This window comes from Nocardia sp. NPDC056064 (genome assembly GCF_042266925.1).
Classification (GTDB): domain Bacteria; phylum Actinomycetota; class Actinomycetes; order Mycobacteriales; family Mycobacteriaceae; genus Nocardia.
On record NZ_JBHJWO010000001.1, the window covers coordinates 1,129,748 to 1,155,672 of the forward strand.

Genomic DNA, 25,925 nt, shown 5'->3' on the forward strand with positions numbered 1-25,925 from the left:
GATCATATCCCCGGTGATTCCGTGTTGGACGGATCACTGTAGGCGGCGTGACGATGGTCGGACATCGCATACGGGAGGTTTCCGATCATGGCCGCTACGACATCCACACCGCGCGAATCCGCCGAGGTCCTCGACGCCGTCCTGATCGGTGGCGGCGTCATGTCGGCCACCCTCGGCGCGCTGTTGAGCACGCTGGCGCCGGACTGGTCGATCGCGCTGTTCGAACGGCTCGGTGAGCCCGCCGCGGAGAGCAGTCATCCGTGGAACAACGCGGGCACCGGCCATTCCGGGTTGTGCGAACTCAACTACATGCCCGACCCGGCCGACGGCACCCGCGCCGCGGGGATCGCCGGCCAGTTCGCGCTGTCGCGCCGGTTCTGGTCGGCCCTGGCGCATCGCGGCGAACTCGATCCGGGCTGCTTCCTCACCGCGACCCCGCACGTCACCGTGGTGTTCGGCGAACGCGACATCGCCTACCTACGGCAACGCCACGCCACGCTCAGCGCGCTCCCGGAGTTCGCTGGACTCGACTACACCGAGGACCGCGCGGTGATCGCCGACTGGGCCCCGCTGCTGGTGCGCGGACGCGCCGTCGACGAGCCGATGGCCGCCACCCGGCACACCGCGGGTACCGATGTCGACTTCGGCGCGCTGACCTGGTCGCTGCTGTCGACCATGACCGACGCGGGTCATGCCGTGCGGCTGCACCGCGAGATCACGGGGCTCCGGCGCGACGCCGACGGCCTGTGGACGGTGCGCGGGCGCGATCTCGGCAGCGGGCGGCGCTTCACCGTGCGGACCCGGTTCGTGTTCGTCGGGGCGGGTGGCTACGCGCTGCGGCTGCTCCAGCGCGCGAAGCTGCCCGAGGTGCGCGGGTACGGGGTGTTCCCGCTGGGCGCGCAGTTCCTGCGCACCGACGATCCGGCAGTGGTGGCCGAGCACCGGGCCAAGGTCTACAGCCAGGCCGATCTCGGTGCGCCGCCGATGTCGGTGCCGCACCTGGACCGGCGCGAGGTCGACGGCACGGGCGCCCTGCTGTTCGGGCCCTACGCCACCTTCAGCACCCGGCTGCTGCGCTACGGCAAGCTCACCGATCTGTTCACCACGATCCGCCCGCACAACATCGTGCCGCTGGTCGCGGCCGGACTGCAGAACCTCGGCCTGGTCCGCTACCTGATCGGTCAGCTCCTGGCCTCGCCGCGCCGCAAGTTCGCCCAGCTCCAGCGGTTCTATCCCACCGCCGACCCCGCCGACTGGGAACTGGTCCAGGCCGGCCAGCGGGCGCAACTGGTGAAGCCGGACCCCCGCCGTGGTGGCGTGCTCGAGTTCGGCACCGAACTGGTCACCGGCGCCGACGGCACGATCGCGGGGCTGCTCGGGGCCTCCCCCGGTGCCTCGATCGCGCCCGCGATCATGCGGGATCTGCTCGACCGGTGCTTTCCGCACCGGCGCTACGAGTGGGCGCCCCTGCTCGCCGAACTGCTGCCCGAGGACGCCGTCGAGGTGTGACCGGTGGTCAGCGGTCCGCGCGCAGGGCCCCGAGCAGGCGGTGACAGCGAGCGGTCATCTCGGCCGCGGTCTGCTCGGGGTGCCGCAGCCACCACAGCACCAGCGAGGTCACCGCGCCCATCCAGACGTCGGTGAGCGCGGACAGGTCGACCGGATCGGTGATGTCCACCGCGGCGATGGCGTCGGCGACGCCACGGGCCGCCTGCGCGGCGATGCGCCTGCGCGCCGCGCGGGAGGCCTCGGCGACCGGGCCGTCGTCGGGGTGGGAGCGGTCGAACAGCACGGTCCAGTCGTGCGGGCGCGGTTGCAGCGCCGCGAAGATCGCGTCGAGGGTGCGCTCGGCCTTGGACAGGCCGCCGGGGCCGGTGATCGCGCCCTCGATGGCGTCGTAGAGGACCGTGGCCGCGCGCTCGACACACGCGATGTAGAGGCCCTCCTTGGAGTGGAAATAGGTGTAGACCAGCGGCTTGGACACCCCGGCTCGCGCGGCGACATCGGCCAGCGACAGGCCCGCGTAGCCCACGCGGCCGATCTCGGCCGCGGCCGCGTCGAGAATCTGCTGTTCGCGTTCGGGACGCGGGACGCCCTTGGTTCCGGCTGTGCTCACCGGTCCATCCAACCATCGGCCGGGGCCCGCGATTGACTCCAGCCTGACCCCTTTGTAATTTACTTATTAGTAAATTAGCCGGTGTCATCATCCGACAGGAGATCCTGTGTTCACCGAACTCGCCCGATCGGTCTTGCTCAATCCGCCCGCGCTCCCCCGCGCGCTGGCCCAGCTGGTCCTCGGTGAACGCCACGAGATCGCGGGCCGGACCGTGGTACTGACCGGCGCGTCCTCCGGTGTGGGTAAGGCCGCCGCGCATGCCCTCGCCCGGGCGGGCGCCCGGGTGATCCTGGTGGCCCGCACCCCCGAGCCGCTGGCGGCGGTCCGCGACGCGGTGCGCGCCGAGGGCGGCGACGCCGAGATGATCCCCTGCGATCTCGCCGACGCCGAGCAGACCGACGAACTGGTGAAGACCCTGCTCGAGCGGTACGGCCGGATCGACGTGCTGGTCAACAACGCGGGCCGGTCGATCCGCCGCGGCGCGGCCGAGGCCACCGACCGCTTCCACGACTACGAGCGGACCATGGCGCTGAACTACTTCGGCGCCGCCCGGCTCACCATGGGCCTGCTGCCGTCCATGCTCGAAGTGGGCGACGGGCACATCGTCAATGTGGCGACCTGGGGTGTCGCGGCCGGGTCGATGCCGCTGTTCACCGCCTACCACGCGTCCAAGGCGGCACTCGGCGCGTTCGGGCGCAGTCTCGGCGCGGAGACCAGGGCGCGCGGGGTGCACGTCACCACGCTGGGGTTCCCGCTGGTGCGCACCGAGATGATCGCGCCCACCGGCAAATACGACGACGCGGCGGCACTGTCGGCCGAGGACGCGGCCGCGTGGATCCTCACCGCGATCCGCACCCGCCCGATCGAGCTCTACCCGCGCTACACCCGGGTCCTGCAGACCCTGGCCACGATCTCGCCGCGCGCGGTCGACGCCGCCATCTGGCGGATGGGGATCTGACCCCTAGAACCCGGGTAAGGCCGACCCCCTACCCGGGTACGGGCGGGGATCCCGCTCCGCAGCGGGAGGTGTTGGGGCACACCGGATTCCTACCGTCGAACCATGGCGACGATGGATTTCCCCCGCTCCCTGCCCCGCTTCCCGTTCACGGCCGCGCGGCCCCGCGACGCCGCGCCCTGGCACCTGCCGCTGCTGGTGAACGCCGCGGTGATGACCACGCTCGTCCTCGTGTCGACGATCGGCATGCTCGTCGACGACCGGGAACTGCTCGGCGAGTCGGTCTGGCTCAAACCGGCCAAGTTCGGTCTCGCGTTCGCGGTGTACGGGCTGACGCTGGCCTGGATCCTGCGGTTGCCGCATCGCGGCAGGCGGGTGACGTGGTGGCTGGGCACGATCATCGCGGTCACCGGGATCGCCGATGTCGGGTTCATCGCGTTGCAGGCCGCACGGGGCACATTCAGTCATTTCAACACCGCCACCGATCCGGTGAACCGGATCGGTCAGCAGGTGTTCGCCTCCGGGGTGCCCGGCCTGTTCCTGGCGACTCTGGTACTGGCACTGATCATCTCGTGGCAGAAGCTCGCCGACCGGCCGACCCGGATCGCGCTCAAGGCCGGGCTGTGGCTGGCGGTGACCGGCATGATGCTGGGCTACCTGATGGGTTTCACCGGCCCGCAACTGGTCCGGCAGTCCGACGGCACCGTGGTCGGCCTGATGGCGGGCCACACCGTGAAGCCCGATGCCGCGGCCGACGCCGCTCGCGACGGGCTCGGCGCGATGCCGATCACCCACTGGAGTACCACCGGCGGTGATCTGCGCGTCCCGCATTTCGTCGGGCTGCACGGCATCCAGGTGCTGCTGGTGCTGGCCGTCGTCCTGACCGCGCTGGCCCCGCGCCACCGCTGGCTGCGCGCGGAGTCCACCCGCGCCGCGCTGCTCGGGGTCGCGGTGATCGGCTACTTCGGGCTGCTGACGCTGGTGCTCTGGCAGGCCCTGCGCGGCCAGCCGCTCACCGCACCCGACGCGGGCACCCTCGCCGCGGCCGCGGCGGTGGCCCTGTTCGTCGGCGGCGGTGTCACCGCGGTGTACCGGCGCGCCCGGGTCACGGCCCCGCGGTAGCGGTCAGCGCAACCGCTCGGCCTCGCGGGCCAGCTCCACCAGGGTGGCGCTGAGCTGGGCGAGTTCGGCCGCGTCGGCGCCCTCACCGACCGCGGTGGCCACGTCCTCGGCGGCGCAGCGGGCAGCGAACCACCGATCCGCCAGGTCGGTGACCTCCTGGGCGGACAGCACCACCGCGTCCTCCGGAATCCCGGTCCCCTTCAGACTGCTCCGGTGCTCGTAGGCCCGCTGCCTGCACGACTGGCGGCAATACCGGCGACGACGACCCGATTCGGAATCCACGATCTCCCGCCCACACCACTGGCAGGACAGCAGGCGACTGCGCGACATGCTGCGAAACCCTAGCCGCCCGGCCCGGGTTCCGCCGCGCAGGTCTCGCTCAGCGGGCAGCGACTACAATGGAACAGTTCAGACTTCTAGCGCGTTGACGTAGAACAAGCCGGTTCTCGGCCCGCCTCGATTCTGGACTGACCGAAGGGTGCGACGAAGGAGTACCCGCAGGGAGGGAAGAATCGAGGCCCCGGGGGCCGAGAACCCGCGGCGCCAGCCGCCAAAGACAGGGAGCACACATGGCAGATCGCGTACTCCGAGGCAGTCGGCTCGGAGCGGTGAGCTACGAGACCGATCGCGACCACGACCTGGCCCCGCGCCGGATCGCCCGCTACCGCACCGACAACGGTGAGGAGTTCGACGTCCCGTTCGCCGACGACGCGGAGATCCCGCCGACCTGGCTGTGCCGTAACGGCCAGGAGGGTCAGCTGATGGAGGGCACCTCGGTGGAGACCAAGAAGGTCAAGCCGCCGCGGACCCACTGGGACATGCTGCTGGAGCGTCGCAGCAAGGAAGAGCTCGAGGAGCTGCTCAAGGAGCGCCTCGACCTGCTCAAGACCCGCCGCCGCGGGTAGCGCAGAGAATCGATACGCCGAGGGCCGCCTCCCGATCGGGGAGGCGGCCCTCGGCGTCTCCGGCTAGTGGCTGGCGACCTTGCGGTATTGCAGCAGCGCCGCGGGCATGGCGACGGCCAGGATGACCAGCGAGCAGATCACCGCGTAGAGCACGCAGTTGTCGGCGGGCCAGCCGGTGGGGGTGCCGAAGCTGGGTGGGGCGTCGTTGTCGAACAGCTTGCGGCCCGCCGCCGAGACGGCGGTGATCGGGTTCCATTCGGCGATGGTGCGCAGCGGCCCGGGCAGGGTCTGGGCGGAGATGAACGCCGAGGAGATGAACGACAGCGGGAACATCCAGATCAGGCCCGCGCTCTGGGCGACCTCCACCGTCGGCGAGATGAGGCCGGTGAGCGCGCCGACCCAGGACATGGCGAAGGCGAACAGCAGGATGATGCCGAAGGCCAGGGCCGCGTCGGCGATGCCGCCGTTGATCCGCCAGCCCACGATGTAGCCGCAGATCACCATCACGCCCAGGCTGAGGATGTTGACCACCAGGTCCGAGAGCGTGCGGCCCATGAGCACCGCCAGCCGCGACATCGGCAGCGTGCGCATCCGGTCGATGATGCCCTTCTGCAGGTCACCGGCCAGGCCGACGGTGGTGAAGGCGGCGTTGAAGGCGACCGTCTGGGTGAAGATGCCCGCCAGCAGGAACTCGCGGTACTGGTCGCCGCCGAGCGAGGCACCGAAGATGTAGGCGAACAGGAACACGAACATCAGCGGCTGCACGGTGGCGGTGACCAGCAGGGTCGGCACGCGCAGGATGGTGAGCAGGTTGCGGTAGGCCACGATGCCGCTGTCGCGCAGGAAGCGGGCGCGCGGCTGCGCGTCGACGGGCACCGCCGGGCGCGGGGTGGGCTGCTGGATGGGCAGGTCGCGCGTTTCGTAGTCGTCGACCGCGAGGTCCGGGGCACTCACGACAGGATCTCCTCTTGCACATCGTCGGTTTCGGGTTCCGGGGCGGGCGCGGCCGGGGTTCCGGTGAGGGACAGGAACACGTCGTCGAGGGTGGGCCGCACGACGTTGGCGTCGAGCACGCAGACGCCGGCGTCGTCGAGGCGGCGCAGCGCTTCGACCATGGTGCGCGAGCCGTTGCCGACCACCACCGAGACCTCGTCGGTGCCGGGTTCGTGGATCGGCTCGCCGACGCCCACCTGTTGCAGCACCGACACCGCGGGCCACGGGCTCTGCCCGGCGGCGAGGGTGACGGTGAGCCGGTCGCCGCCGATGGAGGTCTTCAGCTCGTCGGCCGAGCCGCGCGCGATCACCCCGCCCTTGTCGATCACGGTGATCCGGTCGGCGAGCAGGTCGGCCTCCTCGAGGTACTGGGTGGTGAGCAGCACCGTGGTGCCGTCGTCGACGAGGTCGCCGATCACCTTCCACATGTCCAGCCGGCCGCGCGGGTCCAGGCCGGTGGTCGGTTCGTCGAGCACCACCACCGGCGGCCGGGCCACCAGCGCGCCCGCGAGGTCCAGGCGCCGGGCCATGCCGCCGGAGTAGGTGCCCGCGCGCCTGCCCGCGGCGTAGTCCAGCCCGAACGCGGTGAGCAGTTCCTCCACCCTGGCCACCGCCTGCTTCTGCGACATGCCGTACAGGCGCGCCACCATGCGCAGGTTCTCGTAGCCGGTGAGGTTCGCGTCGACCGCCGCGTACTGGCCCGAGAGCCCGATGCGGGTGCGTGCGGTGGCCGGGTCGGCCAGCACGTCGACCCCGGCGACGCGGATGGAACCGGCGTCGGGTCGCAGCAGGGTGGTGACGATCCGCACGGTCGTCGTCTTGCCCGCGCCGTTGGGTCCCAACAGGCCCAGGACGGTCCCCGCCGGGATCTCCAGGTCGATCTCCTTCAGTACGCGCACCTTGCCGTAACTCTTGGCCAGGCCACGCACTTCTACCGCCAGACTCACGGACGCATCTCCTTCTGGCCGCCGCCGCACACGGTGATCTCGGGGACCGCGTCGAGGTGGCGATGCAGCACGGGGCCGATCGCCGCCAGCGATTCCGGAGTGGTCATCGCCGCGTGCCTGCAGGGCAGGTCGTGGTTGTGGATGTTGCCGGTGACGAACGGCTGCCAGGCCTCGGCGCAGCGGCCGGGGTCGGCGGCGTTGATCTCGTCCGCCGCGGCGGTGAAGAACAGCAGGTCGCCGTCGAACAGGCGCGGCCGGAACTTGTTGGCCATCACCGTGCCGTCGGCGTAACCGGTGTAGAGCCGCTGCAGGTTGTCCACCGAGAGCGCGGCGAACGGGCCCGGCTGGGACCGCAGCAGATCCGCCGCTTCGTGCAGATCCAGATCGGCGGGCAGGGGTGCCCCGTCGAGCAGATCGGCACCGAACTCGCCGAGGATGTCGGCCACGCTGGGCAGCGCGGTGTCGAGCCAGCGGTCGCCGAGCTGGTAGCTGTCGAGCATGGCCAGCAGCGCGACGTCCTCGCCCATCTCCTGCAGCTGGACCGCCACCTCCTGCGCGATCAGGCCACCGAGCGACCAGCCGAGCAGGTGGTAGGGACCGTGCGGCTGGATCGACTTGATGTGGGCGACATAGTGTCCCGCGGCCTCGGGGATCGAGGTGAAGCTGTCGTCGCCGGAGACGTGCGGGGCCTGCAGGCCGTAGAGCGGGCGCTGCGGGGCCAGGTGCGCGAGCAGGCCCGCGTAGCACCAGGACAGGCCGATCGCGGGGTGCACGCAGAACAGCGGGGTGTCGTGCGGGCCGGTCGACGGGCGCAACGGCAGCACCGGCCCGGTGGCCGCGGCCATCACCGCGGCCGCGTCGCCGGAGTCGAGCCGCTGTGCGATGCCCGCCGGGCTGGCGTCGCCGAACATCATCTGCACCGGCATGTCGTAGCCCCGGTCCCGCAGCGCGGCAACGACCTTGGTGGCCAGCAGCGAGTTGCCGCCGAGTTCGAAGAACCCGTCCTCGGCACCCACCCGCTCGAGCCCGAGCACCTCGGCGAACACCGCGCACAGCGCCACCTCGGCGGGGGTGACCGGCGCGCGGTAGCCCTCGGTGGTGCTGAACACCGGCTCGGGCAGCCGGGCCCGGTCGAGCTTGCCGACCGGGTTGAGCGGCACCTCGTCGAGCAGCATGATCACCTGCGGGACCATGTAGTTGGGCACGTGCGCGCCCACGTGCTCGGTCAGCTCGGCCACGGTCGGCGCCGCACCGGCCCGCGCCTTCACATAGGACACCAGCGCGGTGACACCGGCCGCGGTCGTGTGCCCGATGGTGAGGGCGAACTCGACCTCGGGGTGCCTGCCGAACGCGACATCGATCTCGCCGAGTTCGATCCGGAAACCGCGCACCTTCACCTGGTGGTCGGTGCGCCCGACGTATTCCACCTCCAGCGCCGAGCTCGCGCCCGCCCGCCAGCGCACCAGGTCACCGGTGCGGTACATGCGCTCGCCGGGAGCGCCGTACGGATCGGCGACGAAGCGCTGCGCGGTCAGGCCGGGCCGGTTGTGGTAGCCGCGGGCCAGCGCCGAACCGGCCAGCTGCAGCTCCCCGGTGACCCCGATCGGCGTCGGGTGCAGACGCCGGTCGAGCACGGTGGCCGCGACCCCGCGGATCGGGCCGCCGATGGTGATCGGCCCCTGCGGGCTCATCGGCTGCGGCATCAGCGTGACGATGGTCGTCTCGGTGGGACCGTAGACGTTGTAGAAGTTGCGTCCCGGCGCCCAGCGGGCGAGCAGGTCCGGCGGTAGTGCCTCGCCGCCGACCAGCACGTGCGCGAGCGAGTGCACGCCCGCCGGGTCGACGGTGCCCAGCGCGGCGGTGGTGATGAACGCGTGGGTGATCCGCTCCCGGATGAACAACTGCCGCAGGTCCTCGCCACCGATCACCCCGGCTGGGGCGATCACCAGGGTCGCGGCGCCGCCCAGCGCGAAGAGGATGTCGAGCTGCGCGCCGTCGAAACTCGGGGTGGCGAAGTGCAGGATCCGGCTGCCCGGGCGCACGTCGTACCGGTCGGCGGTCTCGGCGGCGAAGTTCGACAGGCCGCCGTGGGTGACGACCACGCCCTTGGGCGTGCCGGTCGAGCCGGAGGTGTAGACGACGTAGGCCGGGTTGGCCAGGCGCAGCGGCCTGATCCGGTCGGCGTCGGTGATCGGTGAGTCGTCGGTGCCCAGGACGGTGGCCCGGGTGTGCGGGTCGTCGAGCACCAGCCAGCGGGTGTCACCGGGCAGCCGGTCGCGGTGCGCGAGCAGGGTGAGCCCGAGGGCCGCGCCGGAGTCGGTGAGCATGTGGCTGATCCGCTGCGGCGGGTAGTTCGGGTCGACCGGCACGAACGCCGCGCCCGCCTTGGCGACCGCGAGCATGGTCGCCACCGATTCGACCGAACGCGGAATACCGAGGGCCACCAGGCTTTCCGGGCCGATACCGTGGCCGATGAGCACCCGGGCCAGCCGGTTGGTCCAGCGGTCGAGGGCGTCGTAGGTGACCACGGTGTCGCCGGCGCTGAGCGCGACGCCGTCCCGCGAACGGGCGACCGCGGCACCGAACACCACGGGCAGGGTGACCGGGCGGTCGGCCCTGGCGCCGTGGACCGGTGCCAGCGCGGTCCACTCGACGGCGTCGAGCAGGGCCAGGTCGCCGACGGCGGTGTTCGGGTCGGCGGCCACCGCGGTGAGCAGCCGCACCAGCCGGTCACCGAGCCTGCGGGCGGTGACCTCGTCGAACAGGTCGGCGGCGTAGTTCACCGACAGGGCGATGCCGTCACCGACGCGGTCGGCGGTCTGGGTCTCCTGGAAGGTGAACTGCAGGTCGAACTTGGCGATGCCGGCGTCGGTGTCTACCGCCTCGATCCGCAGGCCGGGCAGCTCCAGCATCCGCACCGGGGTGTTGCGAACCGAGAGCATCACCTGGAACAGCGGGTGATGCGCCTGCGACCGGGCCGGATTGAGCACCTCGACGAGCCGTTCGAAGGGCAGATCGGCGTGCGCGAACGCGTCGAGATCACCGTCGCGCACGGTGCGCAGCAGCTCGACGAAGGCCTGGTCGTCGGCGACTTCGGTGCGCAGGACCAGCGTGTTGACGAACATGCCGATCATCGCGTCGAGCGCGGGATGGCCGCGGCCCGCGCTCGCGGTGCCCACCGCGATGTCGTCGGTGCCGGTGACCCGGTGCAGCAGCACCGCGAGCGCGGCGTGCAGCACCATGAACATGCTGACGTTGTTGGCGGTGGCGATGCTGCGCAGCGCGCGGTGGGTGGCCGCGTCGACCGCGCAGTCCACGGTGCCGCCCCGGTAGGAGGGCACCGGCGGGCGGGATCGGTCGGCGGGCACGGAGAGCAGTTCGGGCAGGCCGTCGAGCACGCCGCGCCAGTGCGCGAGCTGCTTGCTGATCAGCGCGTCCGGGTCGTCCTCGGTGCCGAGCAGCTCGTTCTGCCACAGCGTGTAGTCGGCGTACTGGATCTCCGGGATCTCCGCGCCGAACGGTTCGCCCGCCCGGATGCCGCGGTAGGCCGCGGCCACCTCGGCCGCCAGCGGTTCCAGCGACCAGCCGTCCATCGCGATGTGGTGCACGACCAGCACCAGCACGTGCTCCTTGGACCCGGCCACGGCCAGCTTGGCCTGGGCGGGCACCGGCAGCCCGGTGTGGTCGACGGTGATCAGCGCCGCGCGCATCGGGACCGCCGACGCCAGATCGAAACCGGGGGTGGCGAACCGGGTGACGGCACTGTCGACTTCGTGCGGTGCCGCCGTGGCGTGGAACAGGGTCACCGCGGCGATCTCCGGATCGAGCACCAGCTGCTCCGGCTCGCCGGCGTTCTCCGGGAACACCGTGCGCAGCGTCTCGTGCCGTCGTTGCACCGTGTGCAAAGCGGCGATGAGCGCGTCGAGATCGACGGTGCCGTGCAGGCGCAGCACGACCGGGATGTTGTAGGCACCCACCGACTGGCTCTCGCCCCCCGCACCGGCGTTGAACCGGTTGAGGAACCACAGCCGGTGCTGGGCGGCCGACAGCGGAATCCGTTCCGGACGCGACCGCCGCACCAGCTCGGGACGGCCGTCGTCGCCGGAGGGACCGGACTCGATCAGCGCGGCCAGTTCGGCGACGGTGGGCGCGGCGAACACCGTGCGCACCTCGAGCCGCACATTGCTGGCCGCGGCCAGCCGGGCCACCAGCTGAGTGGCCAGCAGCGAGTTGCCGCCGACGTCGAAGAAGCTGTCGGTGGCCGAGACCTCGGTGACACCAACCAGCTCACCGATCACCCGGGCGACCAGCCGCTCCGATTCCGTGCGCGGGGCCCGGCCCGCGGCGGTGGTGAACTCCGGCTCGGGCAGCGCGCCGCGGTCCAGTTTGCCGACCGGTGTCAGCGGCACCCGGTCCAGCAGGGTCAGCGCGGCGGGCACCATGTGCCCGGCCAGCCGCGCCGCCGCGTGGCCGCGCACGGCGGCCAGCTCGGCCGGATCGGTGCCCTCGGCGAGCTGCACCCACGCCACGATCCGGTCGTCGCCGGCGATCGTGCGCACCTCGGTGTGGGCGAAGCGGACGTCCGGGTGGCTGCCGAGCACGGCGCTGATCTCGCCGAGCTCGATCCGGAATCCACGTACCTTCACCTGGTGGTCGCTGCGGCCGAGGTAGTCCAGCTCGCCCGCGGGCGTCCAGCGCACGACATCGCCGGTGCGGTACATGCGGCTGCCCGCCGGGCCGAACGGATCGGCGACGAACCGTCCCGCGGTGAGGCCGAGACGCCGGTGATACCCCTGGGCGATACCCGCACCGCCGATGTAGAGCTCGCCGGGCACCCCGACGACGACCGGTCGCAGCCGCTCGTCGAGGACCAGCGCGCGCGAGCCGCGCACCGGCGTGCCGATGGTCACCGGAACACCCACGCGCAGTTCGGACATGGCGGCGATGACCGTGAACTCGGTGGGCCCGTAGGCGTTGACGAACCGCCGTCCCGGCGCCCAGTTCTCCACCAGGTCCGGCGGCACCGCCTCGCCACCGGCCATCAGCCCGCGCAGGTGCGGCAGCGGCCAGCGCTGGGCGTCGATCGAGGCCAGCACCGCGGGGGTGAGGAAGGTGTGGGTCACGTGCTCGCGCTCGAGCAGCGCGCCGAGTTCGTCGCCGCCGTAGATGTCGATCGGGCCGATCACCATCTCGGCGCCGGAGTAGACCGCGAGCAGCATGTCCAGCACCGAGACGTCGAAGCTCGGGGTGGAGAAGAAGAACGTCTTGGAGAAACGGTCGAGGCCCATGCGTTCGCGCAGGTCCACCGCCAGGCTCACCAGACCACCGTGGGTGACGGTGACGCCCTTGGGCAGACCGGTGGAACCGGAGGTGTAGATCTGATACGCCAGATCGGCCGGTCGCACCGGGCGGACCCGCTCGGCGTCGGTGATCGGCGCGCCCGGGTATCCGGCCAGCTCGGTGTGCAGGGTCTCGTCGTCCATGAGCAGCCACTGCGTGTCCAGCGGCCCGGCGGCCTCGCGCAGCGCCTCGGCGTCGGCGCTGCTGGTGAGCACCGCCCGGGCACCGGAGTCGGTGAGCATGTGGCGCACCCGGTCGGCCGGGTAGCGCGGGTCGACCGGCACGAACGCGGCACCGCTGGAGGCCACCCCGAAGATCGCCAGCGCGCAGTCCAGCGAACGGGTGAGCCCGACCGCCACGCGGTCGCCGGTGCCGATGCCCCGCGCGATCAGCGCCCGGCCGAGCCGGTGTGCCCGGTGGGCGACGTCGGCGTAGTCGAGTTCGCCGATCTCCCCGGCGACGCTGCCCCCGGCGAACCAGCGCAGCGCGGGCCGGTCCGGGAAGAGCGTGGCGGCGCGTTCGACGATGTCGGACAACACCATCGGGGTCACCATGGCGGGTCCCTGCGCGGGCACCAGGGTGCGGTGCTCGGTGACGGTGAGCGGATCGAGTTCGCGCACCAGCTGCCGCGGGTCGGCGGTCACCTGGGTGAGGATCTGTACGAACCGTTCGGCCAGCGTCTGGATCGTCGCCTCGTCGAAAAGCTCGGCGGCGTAGACGAATTCGTAGCGACGCTCGTCGGTGCCGGGCGCGACGCGCAGTTCCAGGTCGAACTTGGCGCGGGCGATGTCGAGTTCCTCGGCGCTCAGGCGCAGGCCGGGCAGCTCCAGTTCCGGTGTCGGGTCGTCCTGCATGCTCAGCGCGACCTGGAACAGCGGATGCCGGTTGCTGGCCCTGCTGTCGCGGCCGAGCGCGTCGACGACCCGCTCGAACGGCAGATCGGCGTTGGCCAGCGCGGCCAGTTCGGTGTCGCGGTCGGTGTGCAGCAGGTCGGCGAAGCTGCGGTCGGGGTCGACGTCGGAACGCAGCACCAGGGTGTTGACGAACATGCCGACCAGCTCGTCGAGCTGGACGTCGGTGCGCCCGGCCACCGGGGTTCCGATCGGGATGTCGCGCCCGCCGGTGACCCCGCGCAGCAGCACCGCCAGCGCCGAGCGCACCACCATGAACAGGCTCACGCCCGTCCGGGAGGCCAGTTCCGCCATGGCGTCCTGCAGGGGTGCCGACACCGCGCAGGTGACGGTGCCCGCCTCGCCGACCGGCTCGGCCGGACGCGGCCGGTCGAAGGGCAGCGGCAGCTCGTCGGGCAGTTCGGCCAGCGCCTCGCGCCAGTACGCGGCCTGGGTGGCGGCGATGCTCTCCGGGTCGTCCTCGGCACCGAGCACGGCCCGCTGCCACAGGCTGAAGTCCGCGTACTGCACCGGCAGCGGCTCGCGCAGCGGGGCCGAGCCCGCGGCCCTGGCGACATAGGACACCGCCAGATCGCGGGTGAGCGGGCCGAGCGACCAGCCGTCGGCGGCGATGTGGTGCACGACGACGCCGAGCAGGTGTTCGTCGGGGGCGGTGCGCTGCAACGAGATCCGCAGCGGGGTCTGGCGGGTGAGGTCGAACCCGGTGCGCGCCAGGGTGGTCAGCGCCGCCCGCGCGCCCTCGGCGTCGGTGTCGACGACCTCCACGACGGGCACCGCCTGGGCCAGCGGCAGGACCACCTGCTGGGCGCCGGACAGGTCCTCGGGGAACACCGTGCGCAGCACCTCGTGCCGGGCCACCAGGTCGGTGAGCGCAGCGCGCAGGGCGCCGATGTCCAGATCTCCGCCGATTCGCAAGACGAATGCGATGTTGTAGGCGCTGGATTCGGGGGACAATCGGTTGAGGAACCACAGCCGCTGCTGCGGCAGCGACAGTGGTATGCGTCCCGGGCGCGGGGTGTGTACCGCCAGCGCCACCCGCTGCGTCCGGGGCGCTTCCGCGATCAGCCCGGCGATACCGGCCACGGTGGGCGCGTCGAAGATCTGGCGCACCGGCAGGTCCACCTCGAAATCCGCGTGCAGCGCCGCGGCGAGCCGGGTGGCCAGCAGCGAGTTGCCGCCGATGTCGAAGAAGCTGTCCTCGGCGCCGGGGACGGGGCGTCCGAGGACCTCGGTGAACACCGCCGCGACCCGCATCTCCAGGTGGGTGCGCGGGGCGCGCGAGCCACCGGCGGCGGCGAATTCCGGTGCGGGCAGGGCCTTGCGGTCCAGTTTGCCCGCGGGGGTCACCGGCATCCGGTCGAGCACCGTCAGCGCGGCGGGCACCATGTACCCGGGCAGACTGCCCCGGGCGGTGTCGAGCACCGCGGCGGGGTCGACCGGGCCGTCGACGGTGACATAGGAGGCCAGCCGCTGCTGGCCCTGCTCGTCGACGTGCACCAGCGTCAGCGCCGAACGCACCCCCGGGTGCTCGCGCAGGACGTGGTCGATCTCGCGCAGTTCGACGCGGAAGCCGCGGATCTTGATCTGGTCGTCGGCGCGGCCGAGGAAACGCAGCCGCCCGGTGCCGTCGGCGACCACCAGGTCACCGGTGCGGTACATCCGCTCCCCCACCCGCCCGTGCGGATTGGCGACGAAGCGCTGCGCGGTGAGCGCGAGCTTGCCCAGGTAGCCGCGCGCCAGGCCGGGCCCGGAGACGTACAGCTCGCCCGGCGTGCCCGGCGGCACCGGGTGCAGCCGCGCGTCGAGCACGAACAGCCGCATCCCGCGCACCGGACCGCCGAGCGGCACCGGCTCCCCCGGCACCATGGCCGTGCTGGCGGTGACGGCGACGGTCGCCTCCGACGGGCCGTACATGTTGTGCATCCGGTAGCGGCCCGCCCAGGTGGCGACGAGCTCGTCGGAGCACGCCTCACCACCGACGATCACCGTGCCCAGCTCGGGGAAGTCCCCGGCGGGCACGGTGGCCAGCGCGGCCGGGGTGATGAAGGCGTGGGTGATGTGCTCCGAGCGCAGGAACGCGGCCAGCTCCGCCCCGCCGTAGAGGTCGGCGGGGGCGACCACCAGGGTGGCGCCCGCGGCGAAACCGAGCAGCAGTTCCAGGACCGAGGCGTCGAAACTGGGCGAGGAGAAGTGCATGGTGCGCGAGGCGTCGCTCACCTTGAACAGCTGGGTCTGCTCGCTGGCCAGCGACGCGATGCCCGCGTGGGTCACCACGACGGCCTTGGGCGTGCCGGTCGAGCCCGAGGTGTAGATGAGGTAGGCGGGCTGGCCCGGCCGCATCGGATGCCTGCGGTCGGCATCGGTCACCGGGCCCGCCGCGCGGCTCGCGCAGTCGGCCTCGAAGTCGGCGGTGCCGAAGACCAGCCATTCCGGGGCGCGGCGGTGCTTGCCGGTGGTGGTGGGCAGGGCGGCGAGGTGCTCGGGCAGGGTGAGCCCGAGCACCGCGCCGGAATCGCCGATCATGTGCGCGATGCGTTCGGCCGGGTAGGCCGGGTCCACGGGCACGTAGGCGGCGCCGGTCTTGGCGACCGCCCAGATGGCGACGATCGATTCGAGGCTGCGCGGCAGGGCCACCGCGATCACGGCCTCGGGGCCCGCACCGTGCGCGATCAGGCTGCGCGCCAGCCGGTTCGAGCGTTCGTCGAGTTCCCGGTAGGTGGTGTCGAAGCCGAGGTAGCGCACGGCGACGGCGTCGGCGAGGCGCTGGGCGGTGTCGCCGAACAGCCGCGCCAGGGTGCCCGCCGGCTCCGCGGGGGCGCCGGCGATGGGAACCAGCCGCGCGATCTCGCGGCGGTCGAGCAGGTCGAGATCACCGATCGGGGTGGTCGGGTCGGCGATCACCGCGGCCAGCAGGGCGGTGAACCGCCGGGCGATCGACTCCACCGTGCCACGGTCGAAAACATCGGTGGCGAAGCCGAATTCGGCCTCCAGCGGTCCGTCGTCGTGGTTGTCGCGCACCTCGAGTTGCAGGTCGAATTTGGCGACGCCGGTCTCGAGCGGGACGAGTTCGGCGGCCACGCCGGGCAGCTCGATGCGCAGTTCGGGGGTGCGGTCGTAGGACAGCATCACCTGGAACAGCGGGTGCCGGGCGGTGGAGCGCTCCGGGTTCACCAGTTCGACCAGCCGCTCGAACGGCACGTCGGGGTTGGCGAAAGCGTCCAGATCGGTGTCGCGGACCTGGGCCAGCACGCGGTCGAAGCCCGCGGCCGGATCGAGTTCGGTGCGCAGGACCAGGGTGTTGACGAACATGCCGACCAGCTCGTCGAGCGCCGGATCGGACCGGCCCGCGATCGGCGTGCCGACGGTGACGTCGGTGCTCGCGCACAGCCGCGACAGCAGGGTGGCCAGCGCGGCGTGCAGCACCATGAACATGCTGACCCCGTGCGCGGTGGCGAGATCGGCTGCCGCGCGCCGGATCTCGGCGTCGAGGGTGAAGGCGACGGTGTCGCCCCCGGTGTCGCGTTGCAGCGGCCGCGGGCGGTCCAGGGGCAGATCGAGCTGATCGGGCAGGCCGGCCAGCGCCTGGCGCCAGTGCCCGAGCTGTTTGCCCAGCGGCGCCTCGGGATCGGTTTCCGCGCCGAGCAGTTCGCGCTGCCACAGTGCGAAGTCGGCGTACTGCACGGGCAGCGGCGTCCACTGCGGTGCGGTGCCGCCCGCCCTGGCGCCGACCGCCACCATCAGATCGCGCGCGAGCGGGGCGACCGACCAGCCGTCACCGCTGATGTGGTGCAGCACCACCAGCAGCAGGTGATCGTCGGTGCCCACCCGGTACAGCGCCACCCGCAGCGGGGTCTCGGTGCGCAGGTCGAAGCCGCGACCGGCGACCTCGGCCGCGAGGGTGGGCACGTCGGCGGCGATCGCGTCGACGGGCTCGAGGTCGATGGCCACGGCGGGCTGGATCAGCTGATAGGGGCCCTCCGGCCCTTCGGGGAAGCTGGTGCGCAGGCTCTCATGCCGGTCGAGCACGTCGCGCAACCCGGCGCGCAGGGCACCCAGATCCAGCGGTCCGGTCAGCCGCAGGGCCAGCGGCATGTTGTAGGCGGCGGCGTGTTCGGCGAAGCGGTTGAGGATCCACAGCCGCTGCTGGGCCAGCGAGAGCGGCACGCGCTCGGGCCGGTGCACCGGAACCAGCTTGGGCGTGGAGGTTTCGGGCCGGTGGGTGCTGATGTAGGCGGCCAGGGTGGCGATGGTGGACGCCTCGAACAGGTGACGGATGGTCAGGTCGGCGTCGAGGGTGGTGTTGATCCGGGCCACCGCGCGCGCGGCGACCAGCGAGTTGCCGCCGAGGTCGAAGAAGCTGTCCTCCACCCCGATCTCGGTGCCGTCCAGGGCGAGGACCTCGGTGAAGATCTCGGCCAGCGCGCATTCCAGTTCGGTCTGCGGCGCGGCGGCACCGGTGGTGAGCCGCACTCCGGAGGCCGGCGCGGGCAGCGCCTTGCGGTCGACCTTGCCGTTGGCGCTCAGCGGCAGTTCGTCGAGGACGACCAGCGCGGAGGGCACCATGTAGGACGGCAGCCCACGCCGCAGTCCCGACAGCAGCGCGGTGACATCGGGCGCCGGGGCACCCGCGGCCGCGACGACGTAGGCCACCAGCTCGTCCTCGCCGGTGCGGCTCGCCCTGGCCACGCAGACCGCGCGAGCGATTCCGTCCCGGGCGAGCAGCGCGGATTCGATCTCGCCGAGCTCGATGCGCAGGCCGCGGATCTTGACCTGGAAGTCGGTGCGCCCCAGGTACTCCAGCACGCCGGTCTCGACCTGCCATCGAGCCAGGTCACCGGTGCGGTACATCCGGGTGCCGGGGGTGAACGGGTTGGCGACGAACCGGTCGGCGGTGAGGTCGGGGCGGCCGAGGTAGCCGCGGGCCAGCTGGACGCCGGCCAGGTACAGCTCACCGACCACCCCGGGCGGCACCGGCCGCAGGTGCGCGTCGAGCACGTAGGTCTGGGTGTTCCAGACCGGCGAGCCGATCGGCACCGTGCTCGCCTCGGCCGGGCACGGCCAGTAGGTGACGTCCACCGCGGCCTCGGTGGGCCCGTAGAGGTTGTGCAGCTCCGGACCACCGAGGGGGCCGTGCAGGGCGGCGTGGAAATCGGCGACGGTGGCGCCGGGCAGCGCCTCGCCACTGCAGAACACCCGCCGCAGTCCGGCCCCGCCGCGCACGCGCGGATCGGTGACGAACAGCGACAGCATCGACGGCACGAAATGCGCTGTGGTGACGGACTTCTCGGTGATGATGCGGGCCAGGTAGGCCGGGTCGCGGTGCCCGTCGGGCGCGGCGACGACGAGCCGGGCACCCACCTGCAACGGCCAGAAGAACTCCCACACCGACACGTCGAAGGTGGCCGGGGTCTTCTGCAGCACCGCGTCGGTGTGGTCGAGGGTGTACTCGGCCTGCATCCAGCGCAGCCGGTTCACGATCGCGGCGTGGGTGATGCCGACGCCCTTGGGCCTGCCGGTGGAGCCGGAGGTGAAGATGACGTAGGCGAGCTGGTCGGCCCGCAGCGGCGCGCGGCGGTCGGCGTCGGTGATCGGGGCGATGCTGTGGCCGGTGACGTCGAGGGTGTCCAGATCCAGGCGCACCGTCCCGGTGGGCAGCGACACCCCGTCGCGGGCGGCGGTCAGCACGAACACCGGACGGGCCTGGGTGAGGACGGCGTCGATGCGGTCGACCGGGTGTTCGGGGTCCAGTGGCAGGTAGGCGGCGCCGGTCGCCAGCACCGCGTACATGCCGATCACCATCTCGATACTGCGGTGCAGGCACAGCCCGACCGTGGTCTCCGGTCCGGCGCCGCGGGCGACGAGCTCGCGGGCGAGCTGGTTCACCCGGTCGCCGAATTCGGTGTATCCGATGGCGCGGTCACCGAATTCGAGCGCGACGGCGTGCGGGCTGCGACGGACCTGGTCCTCGAACAGCGAGACGAGGGTGGCGGGCGGCACCGGCATCTCGGTGGCGTTCCAGGTGCGCAGCACCGTGGTCTGCTCGGCGGCGGTGATCGCGGTCAGCGCCTGTGCCGGGGTGCCCGGGTCGGCAGCCAGGAAGCGGGCCAGGAAGTCCAGGTACCGGCCGTGATGGGCGGCGACCTCGGCTTCGCCGTAGAGCCGGGGGTTGGCTTCGAAGTCGAGCTGGATGCGGCCGCCGTCGCCGTTGTAGATGTTGATCGACAGGTCCTCGACCGGACCGGTGGCGAGCACGTGCAACTGACCGGCGATGTCGTCGAACTTCAGCTCGTCGTGGAAGAGCATGATGTTGACCATCGGGCCGAAGAATCCGCGGGCGTCCCGCGAGTAGCCGCAGTCGCGGCGGATGTCGTCGGAGCGATAGCGCTGGTGGCGCAGCGCGCCGGTGATCTGCAGTTCGGTCTGGCGCACCACGTCGGCGACGGTGGTGTGCTCGTCGAAACGCACCCGCAGCGGCACCACGTTCGACACCACGCCCGCCGAGCGGCGCAGCGCGACCGTCGTGCGCGCGGAGACCGGCAGGCTCAGCACCACGTCGGGATCGCCGGTGACCGAGCGGACGTAGGCGGCCAGCGCGGCGACGATGAGCGCGGAATTGGCCGAGCTGTGCGTGGCGATCGCGTCGGTGAGCAGGGTGTCGACCTCGGGCGCGAGCACCGCGGTGGCCCGGTGCCTGCCCGGATCGTGGGTGTCGCCCGCGGCGGTGACCGAGGACAGCGTCATCGGCTCGCCGACCCCGGCGAGCTGCTCCATCCAGTATTCCCGATCCGCGCGGAACCGGCTCGACTCGCGGTAGCGGGACTCGTCGGCGTAGAGATCCACCAGCGCGGCGGCCCGGGACACGGACGGTTCCCGCTGTTCGCCGACGGCGGTGTAGATCTCGGCGGTGCGGGTGAGCGCGTTCATCGCACCGTAACCGTCGATCACGATGTGGTGACCGCGTTCGTACCAGAACCAGTCCTCGTCACCGACCCGCAACACGACATTGATGGTGAGCGGTTCGCGCTCCATGTCGATGGGCGTGCTGGCGTGATCGTTCATCCAGCGCAGTGCGGCGGCCCGGGGGTCGGGTTCGCCGCGAAGGTCGATCCGAGCCCAGCCGGGCCGCCAGGAGGGGTCGACCCGCTGATGGGGTACCCCGTCGACCTCGAGTAGGCGGACGTGTCCGACCTGGGATTCGGCACCGTAGCGCTCCACGGCGTAGAGCAGCCTGCCGACGTCGAGAGCGCCGTGCAGTTCGACGTAGTGGGCGATGGTGAGCGGGATGTCGGGCCTGATCCGTTGCGCGTACCAGAGCGCCGTCTGGCCGGGTGAGAGGGCGAACGGTTGGCCGACATCCCCGTCGGTGACGCATGAGCTGACGCGGTCGGTGGCCACTGAACTCATCAAGCACTCCGTTCTGCCTTGTGTCACGACTCCCCGAGCAGCGCCCGGGCACAAGAGGGCCCAGGGCGTGGCTTTTCCACGCCCATGATTCGGAGTACTCCGGCAGCCGGATGGCTACCGATGTGGATTTATTTCGAGCTCAACGGATTACACCCCTACAGCGGCGACTTTCGCCCGCTTCCCCCGGGTTGAAACAAACCGCTTATTCAGAATTGTCCGAACTCCGAGCATCTCGCGTCGGATTCGCTCGGCGGCGACGGAAAAACACCAGTCCGACGCCGATCGCGCACAGGATAACGGAAGCCAGTTCCGGGGCTGGGCCGATTCGCGAAGCGATTGTCGACGTGTCGCGCAACGGTAGGCTCGCCACCAGAGCGGCCGGGACCACCTGCGCGCTCTGCTGGGCGAGCGCGCCGTCGGCGGTGATGATCCCGCTGACGCCGGTGGTCGCCGCGACCACCAGGGCCCGGCCGTGTTCGACCGCCCGCACCCGCGACATCGCCAATTGCTGGTAGGTCATTTCGCTCTCGCCGAAGGTGGCGTTGTTGGTCGGCACGGTCAGCAGTTGCGCACCCGATGCCAGAGATTCCCGGAATGCCCGATCGAAGGCGACTTCGTAGCAGGTGGCCACGCCGATCGGAATCCCGGCGGCCGTGACCGTTCCGTCACCTGTTCCCGGAACGAAATATCCGGCGCGATCGGCATAGGAAGAGAACAAACGGAAGAAACCTCGCATCGGCAGGTATTCGCCGAAGGGCTGGATGATCTTCTTGTCGTGCCGCTCCCCCGGGCCCTGGGCGCCGTTCCAGACGATCACCGAGTTGGTGGTGGTGCGATCACCGTTCACCAGGACCGCGCCCACCAGGATCGGGGCGCCGATCCGGAGGGAGGCACGGGTGATGAGGGCGGCGGCGTCGGCATTGCGCAGCGGGTCGATGTCGGAGGAGTTCTCCGGCCAGATGACGACGTCGGGGCGTGGGGCGCTGCCCCGGGCGACCTCGTCGGCGAGTTCCTCGGTGCGGCGCACGTGATTGTCGAGGACGGCGCGGCGCTGGGCGTTGAAGTCCAGGCCGAGGCGCGGGACGCTGCCCTGGATGGCGGCCACCGTGACCGACCGATGGCCCGCGTCCGGAGCGGGCAGCGTCGGCCGCAGGAGCACGCCGGCCAGTGGCATGACCGCCACGGCGATCAGTGCCGTGGCGAATCCGCGGCGAACCGCCCGGTCGGCGGTGCGGGGCGCCGGGGTGCGCAGCCACGCCCGCACGCGCAGCGCCAGCGCGGCCAGGCCGGTGCCGGTCAGGGCGACGGCGAACCCGATCAGGGGTGCGCCACCGTAGGCGGCCAGTGGCAGGTACCAGCCATCGGCCTGGCCGAAAGCGACCCGCCCCCACGGGAATCCGCCGAACGGGACGTTCGACCTGGCCCATTCGGCGGTGGTCCAGGCCAGCGCCAGCCAGACCGGCCAGCCGGGCAGCGCACTCAGCCACCGGGCCAGCACACCCCACAGCCCGAAGAAGACGGCGCAGGCCGTCGACAGCGCCAGCCACGGCACCGGCCCCACGTAGATGCCGGTCCACGGCAGCAGCGGGAGGAAGAAGGCCAGTCCGCCGAGGAATCCGTACCCGAAACCGCCACGCAGCGTGCCGGGGCCGCGCACCGCGAGGGTGAGCAGGGCAATGGCGACCGGCGCCAGGAACCACCACGGGCGCGGTGGGAAGCTGCCGTACAGCAGCAGCCCGCCCACCACGGCGGTGAGTACGCGCAGCGACAGCGCCCGATTCCACCGACCGCCCGGGCCCGATCGCCGGTCCCCGACCGCCGGATCGTCGGCGGACTCGGTACGCACTGCGTCCGAGCGCGTCGCCTCCGCGGCTCCGCTCGCCGACGAGGAGTCACGCGGCCCCGTCGCGATCGGGCCGAGAGACTCGGCAGTGCGCCCACCGGACTCCTCGGCAGCACCGTGGGCCGTGGACGAGACGCGCTGACCCACCGACTCGCCCGGGGCGGAGGTCTGCCGGGGGCCCGGGTGCGGGGTTTCGGGCTCGCCCGGTGTGCCGGCCGCGGCGTCGGAGCGGTGGCCGGTGGCGGGGTCGATCATGGTGTGCGGCTCCGTGATTCGCGAGGTCGGCCGGTCAGGCGGTGTAGATCGTGGTGCCGTTGTGCACGGTGCGCAGGCAGGTGGGCAGGGTGGCGCCGGGCTCGAGCGAGGGCAGGCCGGGCACGCGGGAGCGGGGGTCGGTGGACCAGCGCTGGACGGTGTCGGCGGCCGCGGCGACGACGAGGTCACCGGCGTCCCACACCGCATAGGACGCGGGTGCGCCGGGCGTGAGCGTGCCCGCCACACCGTCCCGGACTCCACCGGCACGCCAGGCGCCCCGGGTGGCGGCGGCGAACGCGGCGCGCGGCGAGAGCCCGTGGCCGGGTGTGCGGTGGTGGGCGGCCGCACGGATCTGCTCCCAGGGATTCATCACTGTGACGGGAGCGTCCGAACCGATCGCGAGGGAGATGCCCGCGGCGGCCATGGCGGCGAAGGGGTTCAGGCCCGCGGCGCGCTCGGCGCCGAGCCGCGTGGCGTACATGCCGTCCGGCCCACCCCAGGTGGCGTCGAAGACCGGCTGTACCGACGCGATCGCGCCGACGGCGGCGAGCTGGGCGATGGCGGCGGCGTCGATCATCTCGGCGTGCTCGACCCGGTGCCCGCGCGCGGCGACCGCCGGTCCGCCCAGTTCGGCGGCGACGCGGGCGAATCCGGCGGCCACGGTGTCCACGGCGGCGTCGCCGATGGCGTGGAATCCCGCCTGGATGCCCGCCTCGGTGCAGGCGCGCAGGTGTGCGGTGACGGCGTCGGCATCGAGGAAGCTCTTGCCGCAGCCGGCCGCGTCGGCGTAGTTCTCGCGCAGCAGCGCGGTGTGCGAGCCGAGCGAGCCGTCGACGAACAGGTCACCACCGAGGGCGTGCACGCCGAGTTCGGCGACGAGCGCGCGGGCTTGTTCGGCGGTGCGCACGGCCTCGCCCCAGTAGGCGCGCACCTGCACGCCGTGGTCGAAGGCGAGCAGTTCGCGCACGTCGTCACGGCCGGAGATGTCGGGTCCGGCGCATTCGTGCACCGCGACGATGCCCGCGGCCGCGGCCGCGTCCAGGGCGGCCGCGCGGGCCGAATCACGCTGGGCGCGACCGAGTTCGGCGAGTGCGACGGCGCGCACGCGGTGGTGTGCGTCGGCGCGGACCGGCTCACCGCGGGTGAACCCCTCACCGAGCGGCCCGGCGGCGTCGAGCAGCGCCGAGGAGGCGACCGCCGAGTGGGCGTCGACGCGGGCCAGGTAGACCAGTCTGCCGGGGCCCGCCGCGTCGTCGAGTTCGGTGACGGTCGGCGGCCTGCCCTCCGGCCAGGTGGTGTCGTCCCAGCCCTCGCCGATGATCACCCCGTCGGGCTGTCGTGCGGCGTGCGCGCGGACCGCGGCGAGCAGGTCGGCCAGCGAGGCCGTCGCGCTGACGTCGAGTCCGGTCAGTTGCAGGCCGAGCGCGGTCAGGTGCACGTGCGGGTCGACGAACGCGGGCGCCACGAAGGCACCGTCGAGGTCGACGATCTCCGCGTCGGGGTGCAGGGCACGGCCCGGCGCCTCGGCGCCGAGCCACACCACGGTGCCGTCGGTGACCGCCATGGCGGTCGCGTCCGGGGAGCTGGAACTGTAGAAACGACCGCCGATCAGCAACTGGGTACTCACGGTGACCCAGTCTGCCGTATCGGCGAATCGTCAGGTCGGCAGGGACAGCAGGGCGTGTACGTCGCCGTGGCGCAGACCGGCAGGCGTGTGCCCACCCGCCTCGGCGGCGATCAGTTCGAGTCGCCAGGCGGCGACGGTGAAATCCGACAGGGACTGTCCGGCAGCAGTGCTCGCTCTACGCACCGCGTCGGCCAGTTGCTCGCTCACCGTGATGGTGATCTGCTCGGTGGCCATCCGGACACTGTAGACCCTCGCGCGCCGCCGGGCGGCATCGCCGGGATTCAGGCGGAGCCCAGTGCCCTTGGGCCGCTGGTGTGTCCGTCGTCGTACCACTGTCCGACGACCACCCCGTCGACCACATCGCCGCTGTCGGCGTCGACGACCATCCCGCGATACTGCGAGGGTGCGAAGGAGGGCAGCGGGCCGAAGCGGCGGGTGCCGAGCTTCTCGAGCACGGGGCGCAGCAGCGCGCGGGTGGGCGGGAACAGCGCGAGCAGGCCGACGAGTCCGGTGACCAGGCCGGGCACGAACAGCAGCACCGAGCCGGTGGCGACGAGCAGTCCGTCGGCGACCGCGCTCTCCGCGGTGACCTCCCCGCGCGCGGCCCGCCGGAACCGGTCGAACACCCGTTTGCCCTGCGCGCCCAGCAGCAGCAGACCCACGCCGGACACCGCGACCAGCACCAGCAGCGCCCAGCCGACACCGATCAGCTGGGCGAGACCGATCAGGGCGGCGATCTCGACGACGAGGTAGAGCACGAACAGCACGGCGGTCATGGGCGATCCTTTCGGACGATCTGCCTCTACAACGCACGAGCGCCCGATTTTTCTCCCGGCCCGCTCAACCGCCCGGCCGGACCAGGCCCGTCTCGTAGGCCAGCACCACCGCCTGCACCCGGTCGCGCAGCCCCAGCTTGGTCAGCACGCGGCCGACATGGGTCTTCACCGTGGCCTCGGACAGGAACAGCGCGGCGGCGATCTCGGCATTGGACTGGCCCGCCGCGATCTGCTCGAGCACCTCGCGTTCGCGGGCGGTGAGCACGTCGAGCACGCCCGGGTCGCGCAGGCCGGCCGGGTCGTCGGCGACCAGGCGGTCGAGCAGGCGCTTGGTGACCTTGGGCGAGACGACCGCGTCCCCGGCGGCCACACTGCGGATGGCCGAGATCAGGTCCTCGGGCGGGGTGTCCTTGAGCAGGAAGCCGCTGGCGCCCGCGCGCAGGGCGCCCAGGGCGTGTTCGTCCAGGTCGAAGGTGGTCATGACGAGCACGCGGACGCCGTCACCGGCGGCGACGATGCGGCCGGTGGCGGTGACGCCGTCGACGACCGGCATGCGCACATCCATGAGCACCACATCGGGGCGCAGCTCCCCCGCCCGGCGCACCGCTTCGTCGCCGTTGCCCGCCTCGCCGACCACCTCGATGTCGGGGTGGGCCCCGAGCACCATCTTCAGGCCCATCCGCATGAGTTCCTGATCGTCCACCACGAGCACGCTGATCGGCATTTCCCTA

The 25,925-nt window shown here is 72.0% G+C and carries 14 protein-coding genes; 4 read left to right on the plus strand and 10 right to left on the minus strand.

Features of this window, described 5'->3' with window-relative positions; translation table 11 throughout:
• The first annotated feature begins 87 nt into the window (after nt 1–87).
• Complete coding sequence (gene mqo, locus ACFC06_RS05195; protein ID WP_375928063.1) at nt 88–1,509, plus strand: malate dehydrogenase (quinone); 1,422 nt, start codon at nt 88–90, stop codon at nt 1,507–1,509.
• Nucleotides 1,510–1,516: 7 nt separating this feature from the next.
• Here the strand turns inward: mqo and ACFC06_RS05200 are convergent, their stop codons facing one another.
• Nucleotides 1,517–2,116 (minus strand): TetR/AcrR family transcriptional regulator, encoded by a 600-nt coding sequence (locus ACFC06_RS05200; protein WP_375928065.1) that lies wholly within the window; start codon nt 2,114–2,116, stop codon nt 1,517–1,519.
• Nucleotides 2,117–2,222: 106 nt separating this feature from the next.
• On the opposite strand from ACFC06_RS05200, the gene ACFC06_RS05205 reads away from it, so the two are divergent.
• Together ACFC06_RS05205 and ACFC06_RS05210 are read left to right on the plus strand one after the other, a co-directional pair.
• Nucleotides 2,223–3,074, plus strand: coding sequence for an SDR family oxidoreductase (locus ACFC06_RS05205; RefSeq protein WP_375928067.1), 852 nt, complete (start codon nt 2,223–2,225; stop codon nt 3,072–3,074).
• A gap of 102 nt (nt 3,075–3,176) precedes the next feature.
• Nucleotides 3,177–4,193: a hypothetical protein gene (locus ACFC06_RS05210; RefSeq protein WP_375928069.1), complete on the plus strand. Its 1,017-nt coding sequence runs from the start codon at nt 3,177–3,179 to the stop codon at nt 4,191–4,193.
• Nucleotides 4,194–4,196: 3 nt separating this feature from the next.
• Here ACFC06_RS05210 and ACFC06_RS05215 read toward each other — a convergent pair whose 3' ends face one another.
• Entirely contained in the window at nt 4,197–4,523 is a 327-nt protein-coding gene (locus ACFC06_RS05215; protein ID WP_375928071.1) for a hypothetical protein, read from the minus strand.
• Nucleotides 4,524–4,762: 239 nt separating this feature from the next.
• On the opposite strand from ACFC06_RS05215, the gene ACFC06_RS05220 reads away from it, so the two are divergent.
• Nucleotides 4,763–5,098, plus strand: coding sequence for an RNA polymerase-binding protein RbpA (locus ACFC06_RS05220; RefSeq protein ID WP_067453486.1), 336 nt, complete (start codon nt 4,763–4,765; stop codon nt 5,096–5,098).
• A 63-nt stretch (nt 5,099–5,161) separates the two neighbouring features.
• Here the strand turns inward: ACFC06_RS05220 and ACFC06_RS05225 are convergent, their stop codons facing one another.
• From ACFC06_RS05225 to ACFC06_RS05260, 8 genes are all read right to left on the minus strand, one after another.
• Nucleotides 5,162–5,941, minus strand: coding sequence for an ABC transporter permease (locus ACFC06_RS05225; RefSeq protein WP_375935213.1), 780 nt, complete (start codon nt 5,939–5,941; stop codon nt 5,162–5,164).
• Nucleotides 5,942–6,048: 107 nt separating this feature from the next.
• On the minus strand, nt 6,049–7,038 hold the full coding sequence (locus tag ACFC06_RS05230; protein ID WP_375928073.1) for an ATP-binding cassette domain-containing protein: 990 nt from the start codon (nt 7,036–7,038) through the stop codon (nt 6,049–6,051).
• On the minus strand, nt 7,035–20,693 hold the full coding sequence (locus tag ACFC06_RS05235; RefSeq protein WP_375928075.1) for an amino acid adenylation domain-containing protein: 13,659 nt from the start codon (nt 20,691–20,693) through the stop codon (nt 7,035–7,037). Before ACFC06_RS05235 ends, ACFC06_RS05230 begins: the two co-directional genes overlap by 4 nt.
• Nucleotides 20,694–20,895: 202 nt before the next feature.
• A complete protein-coding gene (gene lnt / locus ACFC06_RS05240; RefSeq protein ID WP_375928077.1) occupies nt 20,896–22,791 on the minus strand; it encodes an apolipoprotein N-acyltransferase in 1,896 nt (631 codons plus the stop codon).
• A gap of 34 nt (nt 22,792–22,825) precedes the next feature.
• On the minus strand, nt 22,826–24,418 hold the full coding sequence (locus tag ACFC06_RS05245) for an amidohydrolase (protein ID WP_375928079.1): 1,593 nt from the start codon (nt 24,416–24,418) through the stop codon (nt 22,826–22,828).
• Between the two features lie 30 nt (nt 24,419–24,448).
• Entirely contained in the window at nt 24,449–24,652 is a 204-nt protein-coding gene (locus ACFC06_RS05250; RefSeq protein WP_375928081.1) for a hypothetical protein, read from the minus strand.
• Nucleotides 24,653–24,699: 47 nt separating this feature from the next.
• On the minus strand, nt 24,700–25,194 hold the full coding sequence (locus ACFC06_RS05255; protein ID WP_375928083.1) for an FxsA family protein: 495 nt from the start codon (nt 25,192–25,194) through the stop codon (nt 24,700–24,702).
• A 64-nt stretch (nt 25,195–25,258) separates the two neighbouring features.
• Entirely contained in the window at nt 25,259–25,918 is a 660-nt protein-coding gene (locus ACFC06_RS05260; RefSeq protein ID WP_375928085.1) for a response regulator, read from the minus strand.
• Nucleotides 25,919–25,925: the final 7 nt, after the last annotated feature.

Bases quoted from the DNA above. Each gene is read 5' to 3' on its own strand.
- ACFC06_RS05210 (WP_375928069.1), top strand. From the start codon at position 3,177: ATGGCGACGATGGATTTCCCCCGCTCCCTGCCCCGCTTCCCGTTCACG.
- ACFC06_RS05255 (WP_375928083.1), bottom strand. From the start codon at position 25,194: ATGACCGCCGTGCTGTTCGTGCTCTACCTCGTCGTCGAGATCGCCGCC.
- ACFC06_RS05220 (WP_067453486.1), top strand. From the start codon at position 4,763: ATGGCAGATCGCGTACTCCGAGGCAGTCGGCTCGGAGCGGTGAGCTAC.
- lnt (WP_375928077.1), bottom strand. From the start codon at position 22,791: ATGATCGACCCCGCCACCGGCCACCGCTCCGACGCCGCGGCCGGCACA.
- ACFC06_RS05260 (WP_375928085.1), bottom strand. From the start codon at position 25,918: ATGCCGATCAGCGTGCTCGTGGTGGACGATCAGGAACTCATGCGGATG.
- ACFC06_RS05215 (WP_375928071.1), bottom strand. From the start codon at position 4,523: ATGTCGCGCAGTCGCCTGCTGTCCTGCCAGTGGTGTGGGCGGGAGATC.
- ACFC06_RS05235 (WP_375928075.1), bottom strand. From the start codon at position 20,693: ATGAGTTCAGTGGCCACCGACCGCGTCAGCTCATGCGTCACCGACGGG.
- mqo (WP_375928063.1), top strand. From the start codon at position 88: ATGGCCGCTACGACATCCACACCGCGCGAATCCGCCGAGGTCCTCGAC.
- ACFC06_RS05250 (WP_375928081.1), bottom strand. From the start codon at position 24,652: ATGGCCACCGAGCAGATCACCATCACGGTGAGCGAGCAACTGGCCGAC.